This is a genomic window from Rhodopseudomonas palustris, assembly GCF_013415845.1.
Taxonomy (GTDB): domain Bacteria; phylum Pseudomonadota; class Alphaproteobacteria; order Rhizobiales; family Xanthobacteraceae; genus Rhodopseudomonas; species Rhodopseudomonas palustris_F.
This window is the reverse complement of the sequence record NZ_CP058907.1, coordinates 456,323-472,541: the sequence shown is the minus strand read 5'-3', so window position 1 is coordinate 472,541 and position 16,219 is coordinate 456,323. Positions and strand designations below refer to the sequence as shown.

General features: G+C 64.6%; 14 protein-coding genes. 9 read left to right on the top strand and 5 right to left on the bottom strand.

All coding sequences use genetic code 11. The annotated features are described in order from the left end of the window. Positions 1-65 precede the first annotated feature (65 nt). The 5 genes from rbfA (at position 66) to HZF03_RS02190 (ending at position 6,330) form a co-directional block, all read left to right on the top strand. Positions 66-479: a 30S ribosome-binding factor RbfA gene (gene rbfA / locus HZF03_RS02210; RefSeq protein WP_011156003.1), complete on the top strand. Its 414-nt coding sequence runs from the start codon at positions 66-68 to the stop codon at positions 477-479. Continuing rightward, positions 479-1,579, top strand: coding sequence for a tRNA pseudouridine(55) synthase TruB (gene truB, locus HZF03_RS02205; RefSeq protein ID WP_011156002.1), 1,101 nt, complete (start codon positions 479-481; stop codon positions 1,577-1,579). Before rbfA ends, truB begins: the two co-directional genes overlap by 1 nt. A gap of 2 nt (positions 1,580-1,581) precedes the next feature. Then, positions 1,582-1,851 carry a 30S ribosomal protein S15 gene (gene rpsO / locus HZF03_RS02200; RefSeq protein WP_011156001.1) on the top strand — a complete coding sequence of 90 codons (270 nt, stop codon included), beginning with the start codon at positions 1,582-1,584 and terminating at the stop codon, positions 1,849-1,851. A gap of 338 nt (positions 1,852-2,189) precedes the next feature. Beyond that, the gene (gene pnp / locus HZF03_RS02195; RefSeq protein ID WP_119017569.1) at positions 2,190-4,358 is read left to right on the top strand and encodes a polyribonucleotide nucleotidyltransferase; all 2,169 of its coding nucleotides are present in this window, start codon (positions 2,190-2,192) and stop codon (positions 4,356-4,358) included. 289 nt (positions 4,359-4,647) lie between these two features. Continuing rightward, a complete protein-coding gene (locus tag HZF03_RS02190) occupies positions 4,648-6,330 on the top strand; it encodes a methyl-accepting chemotaxis protein (RefSeq protein ID WP_119017570.1) in 1,683 nt (560 codons plus the stop codon). Positions 6,331-6,341: 11 nt separating this feature from the next. Here the strand turns inward: HZF03_RS02190 and HZF03_RS02185 are convergent, their stop codons facing one another. Continuing rightward, the gene (locus HZF03_RS02185) at positions 6,342-7,280 is read right to left on the bottom strand and encodes a LysR substrate-binding domain-containing protein (RefSeq protein ID WP_119017571.1); all 939 of its coding nucleotides are present in this window, start codon (positions 7,278-7,280) and stop codon (positions 6,342-6,344) included. A 269-nt stretch (positions 7,281-7,549) separates the two neighbouring features. On the opposite strand from HZF03_RS02185, the gene katG reads away from it, so the two are divergent. Both katG and HZF03_RS02175 read left to right on the top strand, forming a co-directional pair. Further along, complete coding sequence (katG, locus tag HZF03_RS02180) at positions 7,550-9,760, top strand: catalase/peroxidase HPI (RefSeq protein WP_165858095.1); 2,211 nt, start codon at positions 7,550-7,552, stop codon at positions 9,758-9,760. Between the two features lie 230 nt (positions 9,761-9,990). Next, positions 9,991-10,509: a DUF3060 domain-containing protein gene (locus HZF03_RS02175; RefSeq protein ID WP_104511818.1), complete on the top strand. Its 519-nt coding sequence runs from the start codon at positions 9,991-9,993 to the stop codon at positions 10,507-10,509. A 183-nt stretch (positions 10,510-10,692) separates the two neighbouring features. Here HZF03_RS02175 and fabI read toward each other — a convergent pair whose 3' ends face one another. The 3 genes from fabI to fabA form a co-directional block, all read right to left on the bottom strand. After that, positions 10,693-11,502: an enoyl-ACP reductase FabI gene (gene fabI / locus HZF03_RS02170; RefSeq protein ID WP_119017572.1), complete on the bottom strand. Its 810-nt coding sequence runs from the start codon at positions 11,500-11,502 to the stop codon at positions 10,693-10,695. A 175-nt stretch (positions 11,503-11,677) separates the two neighbouring features. After that, entirely contained in the window at positions 11,678-12,904 is a 1,227-nt protein-coding gene (gene fabB / locus HZF03_RS02165; RefSeq protein WP_119017573.1) for a beta-ketoacyl-ACP synthase I, read from the bottom strand. 61 nt (positions 12,905-12,965) lie between these two features. Next, on the bottom strand, positions 12,966-13,493 hold the full coding sequence (gene fabA, locus HZF03_RS02160; protein WP_011155993.1) for a bifunctional 3-hydroxydecanoyl-ACP dehydratase/trans-2-decenoyl-ACP isomerase: 528 nt from the start codon (positions 13,491-13,493) through the stop codon (positions 12,966-12,968). 300 nt (positions 13,494-13,793) lie between these two features. On the opposite strand from fabA, the gene irrA reads away from it, so the two are divergent. Further along, positions 13,794-14,243 carry an iron response transcriptional regulator IrrA gene (irrA, locus tag HZF03_RS02155; RefSeq protein ID WP_012494143.1) on the top strand — a complete coding sequence of 150 codons (450 nt, stop codon included), beginning with the start codon at positions 13,794-13,796 and terminating at the stop codon, positions 14,241-14,243. 107 nt (positions 14,244-14,350) lie between these two features. On the opposite strand, the gene HZF03_RS02150 is transcribed toward irrA, so the two are convergent. Continuing rightward, positions 14,351-14,857 carry an SH3 domain-containing protein gene (locus tag HZF03_RS02150; RefSeq protein ID WP_234819424.1) on the bottom strand — a complete coding sequence of 169 codons (507 nt, stop codon included), beginning with the start codon at positions 14,855-14,857 and terminating at the stop codon, positions 14,351-14,353. A 252-nt stretch (positions 14,858-15,109) separates the two neighbouring features. Between HZF03_RS02150 and HZF03_RS02145 the strand changes: the two genes are divergently transcribed. Beyond that, positions 15,110-16,111, top strand: coding sequence for a 2-hydroxyacid dehydrogenase (locus tag HZF03_RS02145; RefSeq protein ID WP_011155990.1), 1,002 nt, complete (start codon positions 15,110-15,112; stop codon positions 16,109-16,111). The last annotated feature ends 108 nt before the right edge of the window (positions 16,112-16,219 follow it).

Below are 16,219 nucleotides of genomic sequence, written 5' to 3'. Positions count from 1 at the left end.
CCACATCGAAGGCGTGCATGCCCGCGGCCAAACGCGGGCATGGCGGCAGTATTTGAGAGAACATCATGTCCCGCCAACACCAGAAGAGCTCCCCGCCCGGCGGCTCGACCCGCTCGCTGCGCGTCGGTGAGCTGATCCGCCACGCCGTGGCCGAGATCCTCGCCCAGGGCGGCGTGCACGACCCGGTACTCGAAAGCCACCTCGTCACCGTGCCCGAAGTGCGGATGTCGCCCGACCTCAAGCTCGCGACCATCTACGTGATGCCGCTCGGTGGCCGCGACGAGAAGCTCGTGATCGATGCGCTCGAGCATCACAAGCGCTTCCTGCGCGGTGAAATCGCTCACCGCGTCAATTTGAAGTTCGCCCCCGAACTCCGCTTCCGCATCGACGAACGTTTCGCCGAGGCCGAGCGGATCGACAAACTGCTGCGCTCGCCGGCAGTCCAGAAAGACCTCGAACCGAATTCGGACCAGGATTAATGACCGTGACCACCCCCGACGCCCTGCTCGCCCCGCACGACGTGCAGCACGCCGGCGCCGACGAATCCGCCGCGCAGATCCGTAAGCCGCGCGACAACAACGACCCGCGCAATGCCAATCGCGGCGGCGGCAATGGTAAGCCGCGCCGCGACAAACGCGACGTCCACGGCTGGGTGGTGCTGGACAAGCCGATCGGCATGACCTCGACCCAGGCGGTCGCGGTGCTGAAGCGGCTGTTCTCGGCCAAGCGCGCCGGCCATGCCGGTACCCTCGATCCGCTGGCCTCCGGCGGCCTGCCGATCGCGATGGGCGAAGCCACCAAGACGGTGCCGTTCGTGATGGACGGCCGCAAGCGCTACCGCTTCACCGTGGCCTGGGGCGAGGAACGGGACACCGACGACACCGAGGGCCGCGCGGTCGCGACCAGCCCGGATCGGCCAACCGCCGAGGCGATCAGGGCGCTGCTGCCGCGCTTTACCGGCGTGATCGAGCAGGTTCCGCCGCAATACTCGGCCGTGAAGATCCAGGGCGAGCGCGCCTACGACCTGGCGCGCGACGGCGAGGTCGTGCCGCTGGTCCCGCGCCCGGTCGAGATTCACGAATTAACCCTTGTGGAACATGGAGATGACGGCCGCTCGGTGTTCGAGGCCGAGTGCGGCAAGGGAACCTATGTGCGGGCGCTCGCCCGCGACATGGGCCGGCTGCTCGGCTGCTACGGTCATATCTGCGCGCTGCGCCGCACCGTGGTGGGGCCGTTCGACGAGTCGGACATGATTCCGCTGGAAGAACTACAGGCTTTGTGCGATAGAGCGGCGTCCGGCGAGGGTAGCCTCGCCGACGCGCTACTGCCCGTTGAGACCGCGCTGGACGACATCCCGGCACTGGCCGTCACTCGGGCTGATGCGGCAAGGCTCCATCGGGGCCAGGCCGTTTTGTTGCGCGGACGGGATGCGCCTCATTGTAGCGGCACAGTCTATGTCACGGTGGCAGGCCGGCTTCTGGCCCTCGCCGAAGTCGGCAATGGCGAGCTCATCCCCAAGCGCGTGTTCAACCTCACCGGGCTGACTGCCAGCTCGGCCGTTCGCAAGGAAAGTATCTGACGATGTCGATTACCGCAGAACGCAAAGCGGAAGTCATCAAGACCAGCGCCACCAAGGCCGGTGATACCGGTTCGCCCGAGGTTCAGGTCGCGATCCTGTCGGAACGCATCACCAACCTGACCGCGCACTTCAAGACCCACACCAAGGACAACCACTCCCGCCGTGGGCTGTTGAAGCTGGTGTCGACGCGCCGTTCGCTTCTCGACTACATCAAGAAGAAGGACGAAGCGCGCTACAAGGCGCTGCTCGAGAAGCACAACATCCGTCGCTGAGGCGTCGGACGACCGGCCGAAGCGGACGCGCCACGACGCCTCCGCGACGGCCGAAGCAAGATGTTCGCACGGGCGAGTCTCACATCCGCCCGTGTCAGTCGGCTCAGTCGCATTCCGGCGGTTGAGCTCGTCAACGGGCCTCCAGCCCGCCGTGCGGGACCGAAGACAAGTGTCTTCCCCGCAGCCGGGAGGAATGAACGCCATTTCCCAACTGAAGACCATGGCAGGATCGCCGGACGCTGTTTGTGCAAGCGCGCAGTCAGCGTCTCGCCATCTTGCGCATGGTCTTTTGGTATTTGGCGTCCGGTCTTCCCGAAAACCGATGAAAGAAAGACCCGATGTTCAATATCCATTCCGTGGAAATCGATTGGGGTGGCCGTCCCCTCAAGCTTGAAACCGGCAAGGTCGCCCGCCAGGCCGACGGCGCCGTCGTCGCGACCTATGGCGAGACCGTCGTGCTCGCCACCGTGGTGGCCGCCAAGGCGCCGCGTGAAGGCGTCGACTTCCTCCCCCTCACCGTCGACTACCAAGAAAAGGCCTACGCGGCCGGCCGCATTCCCGGCGGCTACTTCAAGCGTGAAGGCCGTCCGACCGAGAAGGAGACGCTGGTCTCCCGTCTGATCGACCGCCCGATCCGTCCGCTGTTCGCCGACGGCTGGCGCAACGAGACCCAGGTCATCGTCACCGTTCTGTCGCACGACATGGAGAACGATCCGGACGTGCTGGCGATGGTCGCCGCCTCCGCGGCGCTGACGCTGTCCGGCGTGCCGTTCAAGGGCCCGATCGGCGCCGCCCGCGTCGGCTTCATCAACGACGAATACGTGCTCAATCCCGTGCTCGACGAGATGGCCGAAACCCAGCTCGAGCTGGTGGTTGCCGGTACCGCCGACGCGGTGCTGATGGTCGAATCCGAAGCCAAGGAGCTGTCGGAAGAGATCATGCTCGGCGCCGTGATGTTCGGTCACCGCCACTTCCAGCCGGTGATCGACGCGATCATCGACCTCGCCGAGAAGGCCGCCAAGGAGCCGCGCGAACTCACCGTCGTCGACGACAGCGAGATCGAAAAGGAAATGCTCGGCCTGGTCGAGCAGGAGCTGCGTGCCGCCTACGCCATCCCGGTCAAGCAGGACCGCTACGCCGCGGTCGGCAAGGTCAAGGAAAAGGCGATTGCGCACTTCTTCCCGGAAGGCCAGGAGCCGAAATACGACAAGCTGCGCATCGCCGGCGTGTTCAAGGAGCTCGAGGCCAAGATCGTTCGCTGGAACATCCTCGACACCGGCAAGCGCATCGACGGCCGTGACAGCAAGACCGTTCGCAACATCCTGGCTCAGGTCGGCGTGCTTCCGCGTACCCACGGTTCGGCGCTGTTCACCCGCGGCGAAACCCAGGCGATGGTCGTGACCACGCTCGGCACCGGTGAAGACGAGCAGTATGTCGACTCGCTGTCGGGAACGTACAAAGAGACGTTCCTGCTGCACTACAACTTCCCGCCCTACTCGGTCGGCGAGACCGGCCGCCTCGGCGGCACCAAGCGCCGCGAGATCGGCCACGGCAAGCTGGCGTGGCGCGCGATCCATCCGGTGCTGCCGCCGCATCACGAGTTCCCCTACACCATCCGCGTCGTCTCGGAGATCACCGAGTCGAACGGTTCGTCCTCGATGGCGTCGGTTTGCGGTGCCTCGCTGGCGCTGATGGACGCGGGCGTGCCGCTGAAGCGGCCGACCGCGGGTATCGCGATGGGTCTGATCCTGGAAGGTGACCGCTTCGCCGTGCTGTCCGACATCCTCGGCGACGAGGACCACCTCGGCGACATGGACTTCAAGGTGGCGGGCACCGAGGCGGGCATCACCTCGCTGCAGATGGACATCAAGATCGCCGGCATCACCGAAGAGATCATGAAGGTGGCGCTCGGCCAGGCCAAGGACGGCCGCATCCATATCCTGGGTGAGATGTCCAAGGCGCTCGACCGTGCCCGCGCCGAGCTCGGCGAACACGCGCCGCGGATCGAGACCTTCAAGATCCCGACCGACAAGATCCGCGAAGTGATCGGTACCGGCGGTAAGGTGATCCGCGAGATCGTCGAAAAGACTGGCGCCAAGGTCAACATCGAGGACGACGGCACCGTGAAGGTGGCTTCGTCGGATGGTGAGTCGATCAAGGCCGCGATCAAGTGGATCAAGTCGATCGCGTCCGATCCGGAAGTCGGCGAGATCTACGAAGGCACCGTCGTCAAGGTGATGGAGTTCGGCGCGTTCGTGAACTTCTTCGGCGCCAAGGATGGTCTGGTGCACATCAGCCAGCTCGCCGCCGGCCGCGTGCAGAAGACATCCGACGTCGTCAAGGAAGGCGACAAGGTCAAGGTCAAGCTGCTCGGCTTCGACGACCGCGGCAAGACCCGGCTGTCGATGAAGGTGGTCGATCAGACCACCGGTGAAGACCTCGAAGCCAAGCAGAAGGCGGAAGCCAAGGCCGAAGGCGAAGCGCCCGCGCAGGCTGCCGGCGAGTAAGCCTTCCGGCGCGACACCGTCGCAGCAAGTCAGCATCGATCAAGGGCGGCCTCACCAGGCCGCCCTTTTTCTTTGCGGCGCCTTCCGTGCGACAGCGGACGCCAACTTCTACCAGAGCGCGTGCTGTTAGTTCGCGGTACGAATCCGAGGTTGCGATAAATTCGGTAATTGAGTGCAGATTGCTCTCACGGGGCTAGGCTAAATTTAACGACGTCTTCACCAAAATGGCCGCCAGCTTCTGCTTCCAGGTCGCGCGATCGTGCAAGGCCGCATCAGGGAAAGGCTTGGAATGTTCTCCTTCACCCGCTCTGCCGGCCATGATCATGCGGCAGCGATGCTCGCGGCGCTCAATCGCTCCCAGGCGGTGATCGAGTTCGATCTCGACGGCAACGTCATCGACGCAAACGACAACTTTCTGACCGCACTCGGCTACTCGCTTCCAGAGATCAAGGGCAAGCATCACCGGATGTTCGTCGATCCGAGCGAGCACGACAGCACAGCCTATCGCGAGTTCTGGACCGCGTTGCGCGCCGGCCAGTACCAGGCCGGCGAATTCCACCGCATCGGCAAGGGCGGCCGCGAGGTCTGGATCCAGGCGTCCTACAACCCGATCCTCGACAAGAACGGCAAGCCGACCGGCGTCGTGAAGTTCGCGGCCGACATCACCGCGGCCAAGACCCAATCGCTGGAGGATGCCGGCAAGCTCGCGGCAATCGGCCGCGCCCAGGCGGTGATCGAGTTTGCGATGGACGGCACCGTCCTCACCGCCAACGATAACTTTCTCGCCGCGATGGGGTACTCGCTTGGCGAGATCAAGGGCAAGCATCACAGCATGTTTGTCGAGCCGTCGGTGCGCGAGAGCAGCGACTACCGCGAGTTTTGGGCGCGGCTCAACCGCGGCGAATACTTCCCCGGCGAGTTCAAGCGGATCGGCAAGGGCGGCAAGGAGGTCTGGATTCTGGCGTCCTACAACCCGATCCTCGACGCACGCGGCAAGCCGTTCAAAGTGGTGAAATACGCCACCGACGTCACCGCGCAGAAGCTGAAGAACGCCGACTTCTCCGGCCAGATCGATGCGATCCGCAAGTCACAGGCGGTGATCGAATTCAGCATCGACGGCACAGTGCTGGACGCCAACGACAACTTCCTGCACGCGCTGGGCTACTCGCTGGGCGAGATCAAGGGCCGGCATCACAGTATGTTCATCGACCCCGCCGAGCGCGAGAGCGCGGCCTATCGGGCATTCTGGGCGGCGCTCGGTCGCGGCGATTATCAGGCCGGCGAATACAAGCGCATCGGCAAAGGCGGCAGGGAAGTCTGGATCCAGGCCTCCTACAACCCGATCCTCGACCTCAATGGACGGCCTTTCAAGGTGGTGAAATACGCCGCCGACACCACCCGCCAGGTACTCACCCGGCTCGGCAACGAGCGCGTCCGCGCCATGATGGAATCGGTGGCGGCCGGAGCGGAGGAGCTGAACGCTTCGGTGCGCGAGATTTCCGAAGCGATGACCAAGTCGAGGCAGACAGCGATGAACGCCGTCGGCGAAGTCGATGCCGCCGACTCTCAGGCCAATCAGCTCAACGACGCGGCTCAAGCAATGAGCGGCATCGTCGAACTGATCAACCACATCACCGGGCAGATCAATCTGCTGGCCCTCAACGCCACGATCGAGTCGGCGCGCGCCGGCGAGGCCGGGCGCGGCTTTGCTGTGGTGGCGGCTGAGGTGAAGAACCTCGCCAATCAGGCCAAGCAGGCCACCGACAAGATCGGGACCGAGATCAGCAATCTCACCAGCGTCTCCGGCGACGTGGTCGGCGCGCTCGGCAAGATCAAGAGCGCGATCCAGAACGTCAGCGAGTACGTCAGCTCGACGGCTGCGGCGGTGGAGGAGCAGAGCACGGTGACCAGCGAGATGTCGTCGAGCATGCAGCGCGCCGCCGCCGAAGCGGCCGCGATCGCAGCCGGCTAAGCGAACCGGCCTCAGGCGACCGCGGACTCGATCGGTGCCGCGCCGCCGATCCCCTGTTTAACGACCTCGCCGAACGCTTCGAAGTCACCACGGCGGGGCGAGGTCTTGCGAAACACGAGGCCAACGCTGCGGCCCGGTTGCGGCCGGCGCAGCCGCAGGAACTTCACCCGCGAATCACGGCGCTCGACCTCGGCAGCGATCTGCGGAATCAGCGTGATGCCGTAACCGCCCGCGACCATCTGGATCACCGTGGTGAGGCTGGAAGCGCCGAAGCTCGCCGTGCCGGCACTGCCCATCTGGATGCCGCGATTGCGCGCTGTGGCGCAGAACGCCAGCGCCTGATCGCGCAGGCAGTGACCGTCCTCCAGCAGGATCAGCCGAGACTGGTCGATCTCCTCGACGCCGATCGGCGTCGTTTCGGCGCGCGGATCGTCGGCCGGCACCGCAAGCAGGAACGGATCATCGAACAACGGGATCGCGTCGAGATCCGAATGGCCGACGGGCAGGGCCAGCAGCGCCGCGTCGAGCACGCCGCTGACCACGTCGGCGACCAGCGGCCGGGTCTGGCTTTCGCGCAGCTCCAGCCGCAGCTCAGGGAAATGTTGCTGCAGCAGCGGCAGTACCTTCGGCAGCAGATACGGCGCCAGCGACGGAATCACCCCGAGACTGAGCCGCCCGGTCAGCGGTTTAGCCCGGTGACGGGCGAAATCCACCAGATCGCGGGTCGCCGCCAGCACCTCTTCGGCGCGGCGGGCGATCTCGCGGCCGATGTCGGTGAGGAACACCTCGCCCGGCCGACGCTCCACCACTTTGACGCCGAGCGTCCGCTCCAGCTCGGCGATCTGCATCGACAGCGCCGGCTGGGTCACCGAGCAGGCATCAGCCGCCCGGCCGAAATGGCCATGTCGGGCCAAGGCAGACAGATAGCGAAGCTGGCGCAGGGAGATCATGCGATCAATTTATCTGATCGTGATACAAAATCAATTCGACTGGACCTGATGATAGAACTGATCCAAAGTCTGCATGCCGGACCTGGAACACAACTTCCGGGAGTGAACGGCCAACACAACACATTCACCCCAGGAAGCAACGTCGCGGGCGATCCCCCACGCCCGCGACGTTCAATTCGATCCCGGCCCTGGCCGGCGTCATGAAACTTTCCAAAGACGCCAGCACATTGAGCCGGGAAGAAACTGCAACGCGAGATCGGAGAGACACCATGGACGCAAAGACGGACGACAAGGGCGCAGGCAAGTGCCCGTTCTCGGGCGGCAGCCACGGCCATCGCAACCGTGACTGGTGGCCGGATCAGCTCGACATTTCGGTGCTGCACAACAATTCGAAGAAGTCCGACCCGATGGGTGCGGCGTTCAATTACGCCGAAGAGTTCAAGAAGCTCGATCTGGAAGCGGTGAAGAAGGACCTTCACGCGCTGATGACCGATTCGCAGGAATGGTGGCCGGCCGACTTCGGTCACTACGGTGGCCTGTTCGTCCGCATGGCCTGGCACTCGGCCGGCACCTATCGCATCACCGACGGCCGTGGCGGCGCCGGCGCCGGCCAGCAGCGCTTCGCGCCGCTGAACTCGTGGCCGGACAACGCCAACCTCGACAAGGCCCGCCGTCTGCTGTGGCCGATCAAGCAGAAATACGGCAGCAAGATCTCCTGGGCCGACCTGATGGTCCTCACCGGCAACGTCGCGCTGGAATCGATGGGCTTCAAGACTTTCGGCTTCGCCGGCGGGCGCGCCGACGTCTGGGAGCCGGAAGAGCTGTATTGGGGCCCGGAAGGCACCTGGCTGGGCGACGAGCGCTATTCCGGCGAACGCCAGCTCGCCGAGCCGCTCGGCGCTGTGCAGATGGGCCTGATCTACGTCAACCCCGAAGGCCCGAACGGCAATCCCGACCCGGTCGCCGCCGCCAAGGACATCCGTGAGACGTTCGCCCGCATGGCGATGGACGACGAAGAGACCGTCGCGCTGATCGCCGGCGGCCACACCTTCGGCAAGACCCACGGCGCCGGCGATCCGTCGCTGATCGGGCCGGCTCCGGAAGGCGGGCTGCTCGAGGAGCAGGGCCTTGGCTGGACCAGCAAGTACGGCACCGGCTTTGGCGCCGACGCCATCACGGGCGGCCCGGAAGTGATCTGGACCCAGACCCCGACGCAGTGGAGCAACCACTTCTTCGAGAATCTGTTCGGCTTCGAATGGGAGCTCGACAAGAGCCCAGCCGGCGCCAAGCAGTGGAAGGCCAAGGGCGCCGAAGCAACCGTGCCGGATCCGTTCGATCCCGCCAAGAAGCGCGTGCCGACGATGCTGACGACCGACCTGTCGCTGCGCTTCGACCCGATCTACGAAAAGATCTCGCGTCGCTTCCTGGAGAATCCCGATCAGTTCGCCGACGCGTTCGCCCGCGCCTGGTTCAAGCTGACCCACCGCGACATGGGACCGCGCGAGCGCTACCTCGGCCCGGAAGTGCCGAAGGAAGAGCTGATCTGGCAGGACCCGATCCCGGCCGTGAACCACGAACTGGTCGGCGAGGCCGATATCGAAGCGCTGAAGGCGAAGATCCTCGCCTCCGGTCTGTCGGTGGCGCAGCTCGTCTCCACCGCGTGGGCGTCCGCCTCGACCTTCCGCGGCTCGGACAAGCGCGGCGGCGCCAACGGCGCGCGCATCCGCCTGGCTCCGCAGAAGGACTGGGAGGTCAACCAACCGGCCGAGCTGGCGCAGGTGCTCGGCAAGCTCGAAGCGATCCAGGGCGAATTCAACGGCGCGCAGAAGGACGGCAAGAAGGTCTCGCTCGCCGACCTGATCGTGCTCGGCGGCGCCGCGGCAATCGAGAAGGCTGCCAAGGACGCCGGCACCGCCGTCAAGGTGCCGTTCACGCCGGGCCGGATGGATGCCTCGGCGGAGCAGACCGACGTCGAGTCGTTCAAGGTGCTGGAGCCGCGGGCCGATGGCTTCCGCAACTACATCAACACCAAGCGGCATCAGTTCATGCATCCCGAAGAGGCGCTGGTCGACAAGGCCCAGCTCCTCACGCTCACCGGCCCTGAACTGACGGTGCTGGTCGGCGGCCTGCGCGTGCTCGGCGCCAACTACGCGCACTCGACCCACGGCGTGCTCACCGAACGGCCCGAGAAGCTGACCAACGACTTCTTCGTCAATCTGCTCGACATGGGCACCAAGTGGACCAAGGCGAACGGCGAGGTCGAGATCTACGAAGGCCGCGACCGCAAGAACGGCGAACTGAAGTGGACCGGCACTCGCGTCGATCTGGTCTTCGGCTCGCACTCCCAGCTCCGCGCCTTTGCCGAGGTGTATGCGTGCTCGGATGCGCAGGAGAAGTTCGTCAGCGACTTCGTCACCGCCTGGACCAAGGTGATGAACGCCGATCGGTTCGACATCGTCGCCAAGAAGCAGGCGGCCTGACCGCCACCTACGATTAGTTGATGACGACAAAAGGGCGGCCTTCGGGTCGCCCTTTTGCGTTTCCGCGAGTGGACCTGATAGCAACGCTGGATGGACGCGAACCTCGATCAGTTTGTCCATCTCGCGAAATGGTCCGCGCGCCGTTCCGGTTCCATTTTTCTGCCGTGCGTTGACGATACTTGATCGGTTTGCTTTCCTTTGCGTCCCTTCAACAACGCAAGGATGTCTTGATGCTGCTTCGTCTGCCTGTGATCACCGCTGCGATGTTGGCCGTTGTCGGCCTCGCTCATGCCGATGACGATGAGCTGGCGATTCAAGGCATTGGAATCAGCCGCGACGTCGACTGTCAGGGTAAGAATGTCGGCGTGTACGGCGCAGAGAACGAGATCGCTCTGACCGGCCAATGCCGCACCATCACCGTGCATGGCAGCAAGCACAAGGTCAGTTTCGAGCAGGGGCAGACGCTGTCGGTGTCGGGCTCGGACAACACCGTCAACGGCGGCCGCGCCAAAGACGTCGTGGTCAGCGTGGCGAAGAACACCGTGACGACGACGTTGGAAGCCGGCGACGAGCCAGGCACGCTAAAAGCCACCGGCGCCAATAACAAGATAACGCTGGTGCTGTCCGGCCCGTCGCGGCTGGACGTCGGCGGCGTCGAGCAGGTCGTCGAGTGGTCGAAGGCAGACGGCGCGCCCAATCCCGAAGTCCGCTCGTCCGGCGCGCTGAATTCTATCAAGCGGAAGAAGTAAGCACGGCGCCTGCCGGCTGCATCTCCGCTTTCGCCAGGATGACCGATGCTGCGACGCGCGTCGCCCTCACCCCAGGCACGGCAGCAGCGTTCGCCGCAACTCATCACGCTGGACTAGACGCCAGGTGCCTTCGCCCCGATCACGTCCTGATAGGAGACGACGGGCGATACCCCGGCTTATCCGCTACGCCTTGTCGGCGTCCGCCTTCAGGGCCTCGGGCTTTGGCATCAGCACGATGTTGTAGCCGGAGTCGACGTAGTGGGTTTCGCCGGTGACACCACCGGAGAGGTCCGACAGCAGATACAGCGCCGAACCGCCGAGTTCTTCCAGCGTCACGCCGCGGCCGAGCGGCGAGTGCTTTTCCATGAAGCCGAACATCGCACGCGAATCGCCGATGCCGGCGCCGGCCAGCGTCCGCACCGGACCGGCCGAGACCGCGTTGACGCGGATGCCCTTGGGGCCGAGATCGCAGGCGAGATAGCGCACGCTGGCTTCCAGCGCGGCCTTGGCGAGGCCCATCACGTTGTAGTTCGGCATCGCGCGCTCGGACGCGCCGAACGTCAGCGTGATCATCGCGCCGCCATCCGGCATCAGCGCCGCGGCGCGCTTGGCGACCTCGGTGAAGGAGAAGCAGGAGATCACCATGGTGCGCGAGAAGTTCGCGCGGCTGGTGTCGATGTACTGACCGCGCAGCTCGTTCTTGTCGGAAAAGCCGATCGCGTGAATGACGAAGTCGAGCTTGCCCCACTTGTCCTTCAGCGTGTTGAACACCGCATCGACGCTGGCGATGTCTTCGACGTCGCAGGGCAGCACCAGATCGGAATTCAGCGACTGCGCCAGCGGCTTGACGCGGCGCGCGAGCGCTTCGCCCTGGTAGGTGAAAGCGAGCTCGGCGCCGTGCGCCGCCAGCGTCTTCGCCATGCCCCAGGCGATCGAATGGTCGTTGGCGACGCCCATGATCAGCCCGCGCTTGCCCTGCATCAGTCCTTGCATTGTGGTCGCTCTCTGGTTCGGACCTCATCCTGAGGAGCGCGCGCCTGCGCGCGTCTCGAAGGATGAAGCGGGTCAACAACTCATGGTTCGGGACGGCGCCAAGAGGCGCCTTCTCACCATGAGGATCGTAGCACGTGGATGTGGCAACTCTCCGGGGCCGGAGAGAGCCTCAACGTCACGCCTCCAGCCGCTTGAACACCAGCGTCGCGTTGGTCCCGCCGAAGCCGAACGAGTTCGACAGCACGACACCGAGCTTGGCGTTGTCGACGCGCTTGCGCACGATCGGCATGTCGGCGAAGGCCGGATCGAGTTCGGTGATGTGCGCGCTCTCGCAGATGAAGCCGTTCTGCATCATCAGCAGCGAGTAAATCGCCTCCTGGACGCCGGTGGCGCCAAGCGAGTGGCCGGTCAGCGCCTTGGTGGCGGAGATCGGCGGGCACTTGTCGCCGATGCCGAACACGGCGCGGATCGCGTTCATTTCCGGCGGGTCGCCGGCCGGCGTCGAGGTCGCGTGCGGATTGATGTAGTCGATCTTGATGCCGCCGGTGGTCGACAGCGCCATCTTCATGCAGCGCTCGGCGCCTTCGCCCGACGGCGCCACCATGTCGTAGCCGTCGCTGGTGGCGCCATAGCCGATGATCTCGCCGTAAATCTTGGCACCGCGCGCCTTGGCGTGCTCGAGCTCTTCCAGCACCAGCACGCCGGCGCCGCCGGCGATCACGAAGCCGTCGCGATTGACGTCATAGGGACGCGAGGCAGTGGCCGGGGTGTCGTTGTACTTCGACGACATCGCGCCCATCGCGTCGAACAGCACCGACAGCGACCAGTCGAGTTCCTCGCAGCCGCCCGCGAACATCACGTCCTGCTTGCCCCACTGGATCAGCTCATAGGCGTTGCCGATGCAGTGGTTGGAGGTCGCGCAGGCCGACGAGATCGAGTAGTTGACGCCCTTGATCTTGAACCAGGTGGCGAGCGTCGCCGACGCGGTCGAGCTCATCGCCTTCGGCACCGCAAACGGACCGACGCGCTTCGGACCCTTGGTGCGGGTGATATCAGCGGCCTCGACGATGGTGCGTGCCGACGGGCCGCCCGAACCCATCACGATGCCAGTGCGGATATTGGAGATCTCGGACTCTTCCAGCCCGGAATCGGCGATCGCCTGTTCCATCGCGACGTGGTTCCACGCCGCGCCCTCACCGAGGAAACGCATCGCGCGACGATCGACCACATCGGCCGGATTCAGCGTCGGCGCGCCCTGGACCTGCGAGCGGAAGCCGAGCTCGGCATGCTTTTCGGCACGCGAAATACCCGACTTGGCGTCGTGCAGGCTCGCCAGAACTTCTTGGGTGTTGTTACCAATCGACGAGACGATCCCCATCCCCGTCACAACAACTCGTCTCATGTGATCGCCTCGTTCATTCCAGGGTCGTTCGCGGCTGAAGACACGGCTCGGCTAGCACTCGCTAGCCAGCAACCGGCTGCGCCGTCTGCTTGAACAGACCGACTTTCAGATCCTTTGCGCGGTAGATGATCTCGTCGTCGGCCGAAAGCCAGCCATCGGCAATGCCGAGCCAAAGCTTGGAGCGCATCACCCGCTTGATATCGACATTGTAGACGACTTTGCTGATGTTCGGCAGCACCTGCCCGGTGAACTTTAGTTCCCCGAGGCCAAGCGCACGGCCCGGACCTTCGCCGCCGACCCAGCCGAGAAAGAAGCCGACCATCTGCCACATCGCATCGAGGCCGAGACAGCCCGGCATCACCGGATCGTTCTTGAAGTGGCAGGCGAAGAACCAGAGGTCCGGATTGACGTCGAGCTCGGCGCGAACGTGGCCCTTGCCGAACTCGCCGCCGTCTTCGGTGATGGTGGTGATGCGATCGAACATCAGCATCGGCGGCAGCGGCAGCTGGGCGTTCCCAGCGCCGAACAGTTCGCCCCGGCCGCAGGCCAGCAGATCTTCGTATTCGTAGCTGGAGCGACGGTCCCGCATGCGACGATGCCTTTTTCTGAATTCGTTCGAGAGGATTTGGCGGCCCACGCGGCCGGATTTCGGTGCGTGCGCGAGGCGCGCCCGGTGAATGCGCGGGTCTGTAACATAGGCATATTGCCCCGCCTAGCGGCACCTCCGGGATCTTACTTAAGCAAAATGACCGAGCTTCGCCAGTTGCGAAGCGCTTGCACCAACAAGGAATGCTTCCTATAATCAAACGGTCGGGTTTCTGGCAGGTGCGCATTAGGGGTTGCGGAAGTGGACATCGGTGAACGAGTGGCATTTTTGCAAGAGGAACCGGTGCACGAGGCACACTCGCATGCGGAGCCTCGGCTGAACGGCTGCCCGTGGCATGATGTGAACGAGATGCTGCAGTCGGTCGGCCTGCGTCCGACCCGGCAGCGCATGGCGCTCGGTTGGCTGCTGTTCGGCAAGGGCGACCGGCATCTCACCGCTGAAATGCTGTACGAAGAGGCCAGTCAGGCCAAGGTCCCGGTGTCGCTGGCGACCGTGTACAATACCCTGAACCAGCTGACCGACGTCGGTCTGCTGCGCCAGGTCAGTGTCGACGGCACTAAGACCTATTTCGACACCAACGTGTCGGCGCACCAGCACTTCTACCTCGAAAACAACCACGAGCTGATCGACATTCCGAATGCCGAGCTCGAACTCAAGGCGACCCCGGATGTTCCCGAGGGCTACGAGATCGCCCGGGTGGACGTCGTCGTGCGTCTGCGAAAGAAGGGCTGAGCGCCGTCTTTCGAGTTATTCTTGGTGATGGTTCTGGCCCGAGCGCAGCATGCCCTCGGGCTTTTTTGCGCGCCCTTGCCGGCCTCACGCATCGGCCGCGGGGGCAATCAGTTGACCTGCTCGTCGGCGTAAACGCCCCACAGCTGCAGCTTCTCGATCCAGCCGTCGAAGCCACTCCCGACGATCCGGCACCATTTCATGTCGCAGCGCTTGACCTGGGCCACCACGCCGGCCTGCAGCCGGGCCACCACGGCGCTGCCGGAGCTGGCGTTCTCATACAGCGGCGCCAAGCCGTCTTTGTCCTTCATGGTGACGACCGCGGTGCGGCGACCGGACAGGAGCGAGTGATATACCCACCCCTCGGCGCCCTCGGAGTCCCGAACCCGGCGCCAGTTCTCGAACTCGGCCGTGACTTCGACCGGCAGGCCGGCGCGGGTGTAGACCCAGGCGACGTCGTTGTCCTTGGTCGGCCCGACCCGGACATTGACGTGATCAGACTTAAGACTGACGTATCGCGGCACCGGCAGTCCGCTCGCCGACAATGGTGACTCCTTGCCGGCGTGCGCGAAGGTCGCGGCGCAAATCATCGCACCTGCGAACGCCGTTACCGCCATCAGGTATTTCATCGTCATCGACACGCCTCTTCGTCGCGGGATTTGCGGCGCGGCCGTCTCCGGCGAAACCCAGGGGTCCTTGTCTTGGCGCGGTCTTCTGCTAGAGAAGGCCGGAAGGCATCCGGTAACCCAAGGAACGGAAGGGACCTTATGGTCGGGACCGGCCCCTGTGGTCACGCTGCTGCGGGAGTGTCGAACAGCTGAGTTAACGGGGACTAAACGATCTCGTTAAGCTCGTCAGAGAGCGTTGGAATGTCGGTTAAGAAAAAGCCTCTGGTCGTCGTCACCCGCAAGCTTCCGGACTCGATCGAAACCCGGATGCGTGAGCTGTTCGACGCCCGGCTGAATCTCGACGATGTCCCGATGACCGCCGAGCAGCTCGCCGAAGCCGCCCGCACCGCCGACGTCCTGGTACCAACGGTGACCGACGAGATCACCGCCGCGATGGTCAACCAGCCCGACTGCAAGCTGCGGCTGATCGCGCATTTCGGCAACGGCATCGACAATCTCGACGTGGCCGCAGCGCATGCGCGCGGCATCACCGTCACCAACACCCCCAAAGTTCTGACCGAAGACACCGCCGACATGACCATGGCGCTCATCCTCGCGGTGCCGCGGCGGATGATCGAGGGTGCTGCGCTGTTGACCGATGGCGGCGAATGGCCCGGCTGGTCACCGACCTGGATGCTCGGCCGCAGGCTCGGCGGCAAGCGGCTCGGCATCATCGGCATGGGCCGGATCGGCCAGGCGGTGGCGCGCCGCGCCCGCGCCTTCGGGCTGCAGATCCACTATCACAACCGCAAGCCGGTCGCGCCGCGGATCGCCGACGAACTCGGGGCGACCTACTGGGATTCGCTCGACCAGATGCTGGCGCGGATGGACATCATCTCGGTGAACTGTCCGCACACCCCGGCAACGTTCCATTTGTTGTCAGCGCGGCGTCTGAAACTGGTCCGCAAGGACGCCTTCATCGTCAACACCGCGCGCGGCGAGGTGATCGACGAAGAAACCCTGACCAAGCTGATCGAAGCCGGCGACATCGCCGGCGCCGGCCTCGACGTTTACGAGCACGAGCCCGCGGTCAATCCGAAGCTGGTCCGGCTCGCCAAGCACGGCAAGGTGGTGCTGCTGCCGCACATGGGCTCGGCCACGATCGAGGGCCGTGTCGAGATGGGCGAGAAGGTGATCATCAACATCCGCACCTTCCTGGATAATCATAAGCCGCCGGATCGCGTCCTGCCCGGGATGCTCTGATCTCCGTTTCCAAGCGGTCTGCTGCGGCCTAACGCCTCGCGCGTGGGTTCCGTCGGCGCCTTCTCCCTGCCCGTTTCCCACACTACCTTCGTTGGACAACGACGAGGG

What these genes read in the sequence shown, in the direction of transcription:
- truB (WP_011156002.1), top strand. Translation starts at nt 479, where the DNA reads ATGACCGTGACCACCCCCGACGCCCTGCTCGCCCCGCACGACGTGCAG.
- pnp (WP_119017569.1), top strand. Translation starts at nt 2,190, where the DNA reads ATGTTCAATATCCATTCCGTGGAAATCGATTGGGGTGGCCGTCCCCTC.
- fabI (WP_119017572.1), bottom strand. Translation starts at nt 11,502, where the DNA reads ATGCAAGGACTGATGCAGGGCAAGCGCGGGCTGATCATGGGCGTCGCC.
- katG (WP_165858095.1), top strand. Translation starts at nt 7,550, where the DNA reads ATGGACGCAAAGACGGACGACAAGGGCGCAGGCAAGTGCCCGTTCTCG.
- fabB (WP_119017573.1), bottom strand. Translation starts at nt 12,904, where the DNA reads ATGAGACGAGTTGTTGTGACGGGGATGGGGATCGTCTCGTCGATTGGT.
- rbfA (WP_011156003.1), top strand. Translation starts at nt 66, where the DNA reads ATGTCCCGCCAACACCAGAAGAGCTCCCCGCCCGGCGGCTCGACCCGC.
- HZF03_RS02150 (WP_234819424.1), bottom strand. Translation starts at nt 14,857, where the DNA reads ATGGCGGTAACGGCGTTCGCAGGTGCGATGATTTGCGCCGCGACCTTC.
- HZF03_RS02190 (WP_119017570.1), top strand. Translation starts at nt 4,648, where the DNA reads ATGTTCTCCTTCACCCGCTCTGCCGGCCATGATCATGCGGCAGCGATG.
- HZF03_RS02175 (WP_104511818.1), top strand. Translation starts at nt 9,991, where the DNA reads ATGCTGCTTCGTCTGCCTGTGATCACCGCTGCGATGTTGGCCGTTGTC.
- rpsO (WP_011156001.1), top strand. Translation starts at nt 1,582, where the DNA reads ATGTCGATTACCGCAGAACGCAAAGCGGAAGTCATCAAGACCAGCGCC.
- HZF03_RS02185 (WP_119017571.1), bottom strand. Translation starts at nt 7,280, where the DNA reads ATGATCTCCCTGCGCCAGCTTCGCTATCTGTCTGCCTTGGCCCGACAT.
- HZF03_RS02145 (WP_011155990.1), top strand. Translation starts at nt 15,110, where the DNA reads ATGTCGGTTAAGAAAAAGCCTCTGGTCGTCGTCACCCGCAAGCTTCCG.
- fabA (WP_011155993.1), bottom strand. Translation starts at nt 13,493, where the DNA reads ATGCGGGACCGTCGCTCCAGCTACGAATACGAAGATCTGCTGGCCTGC.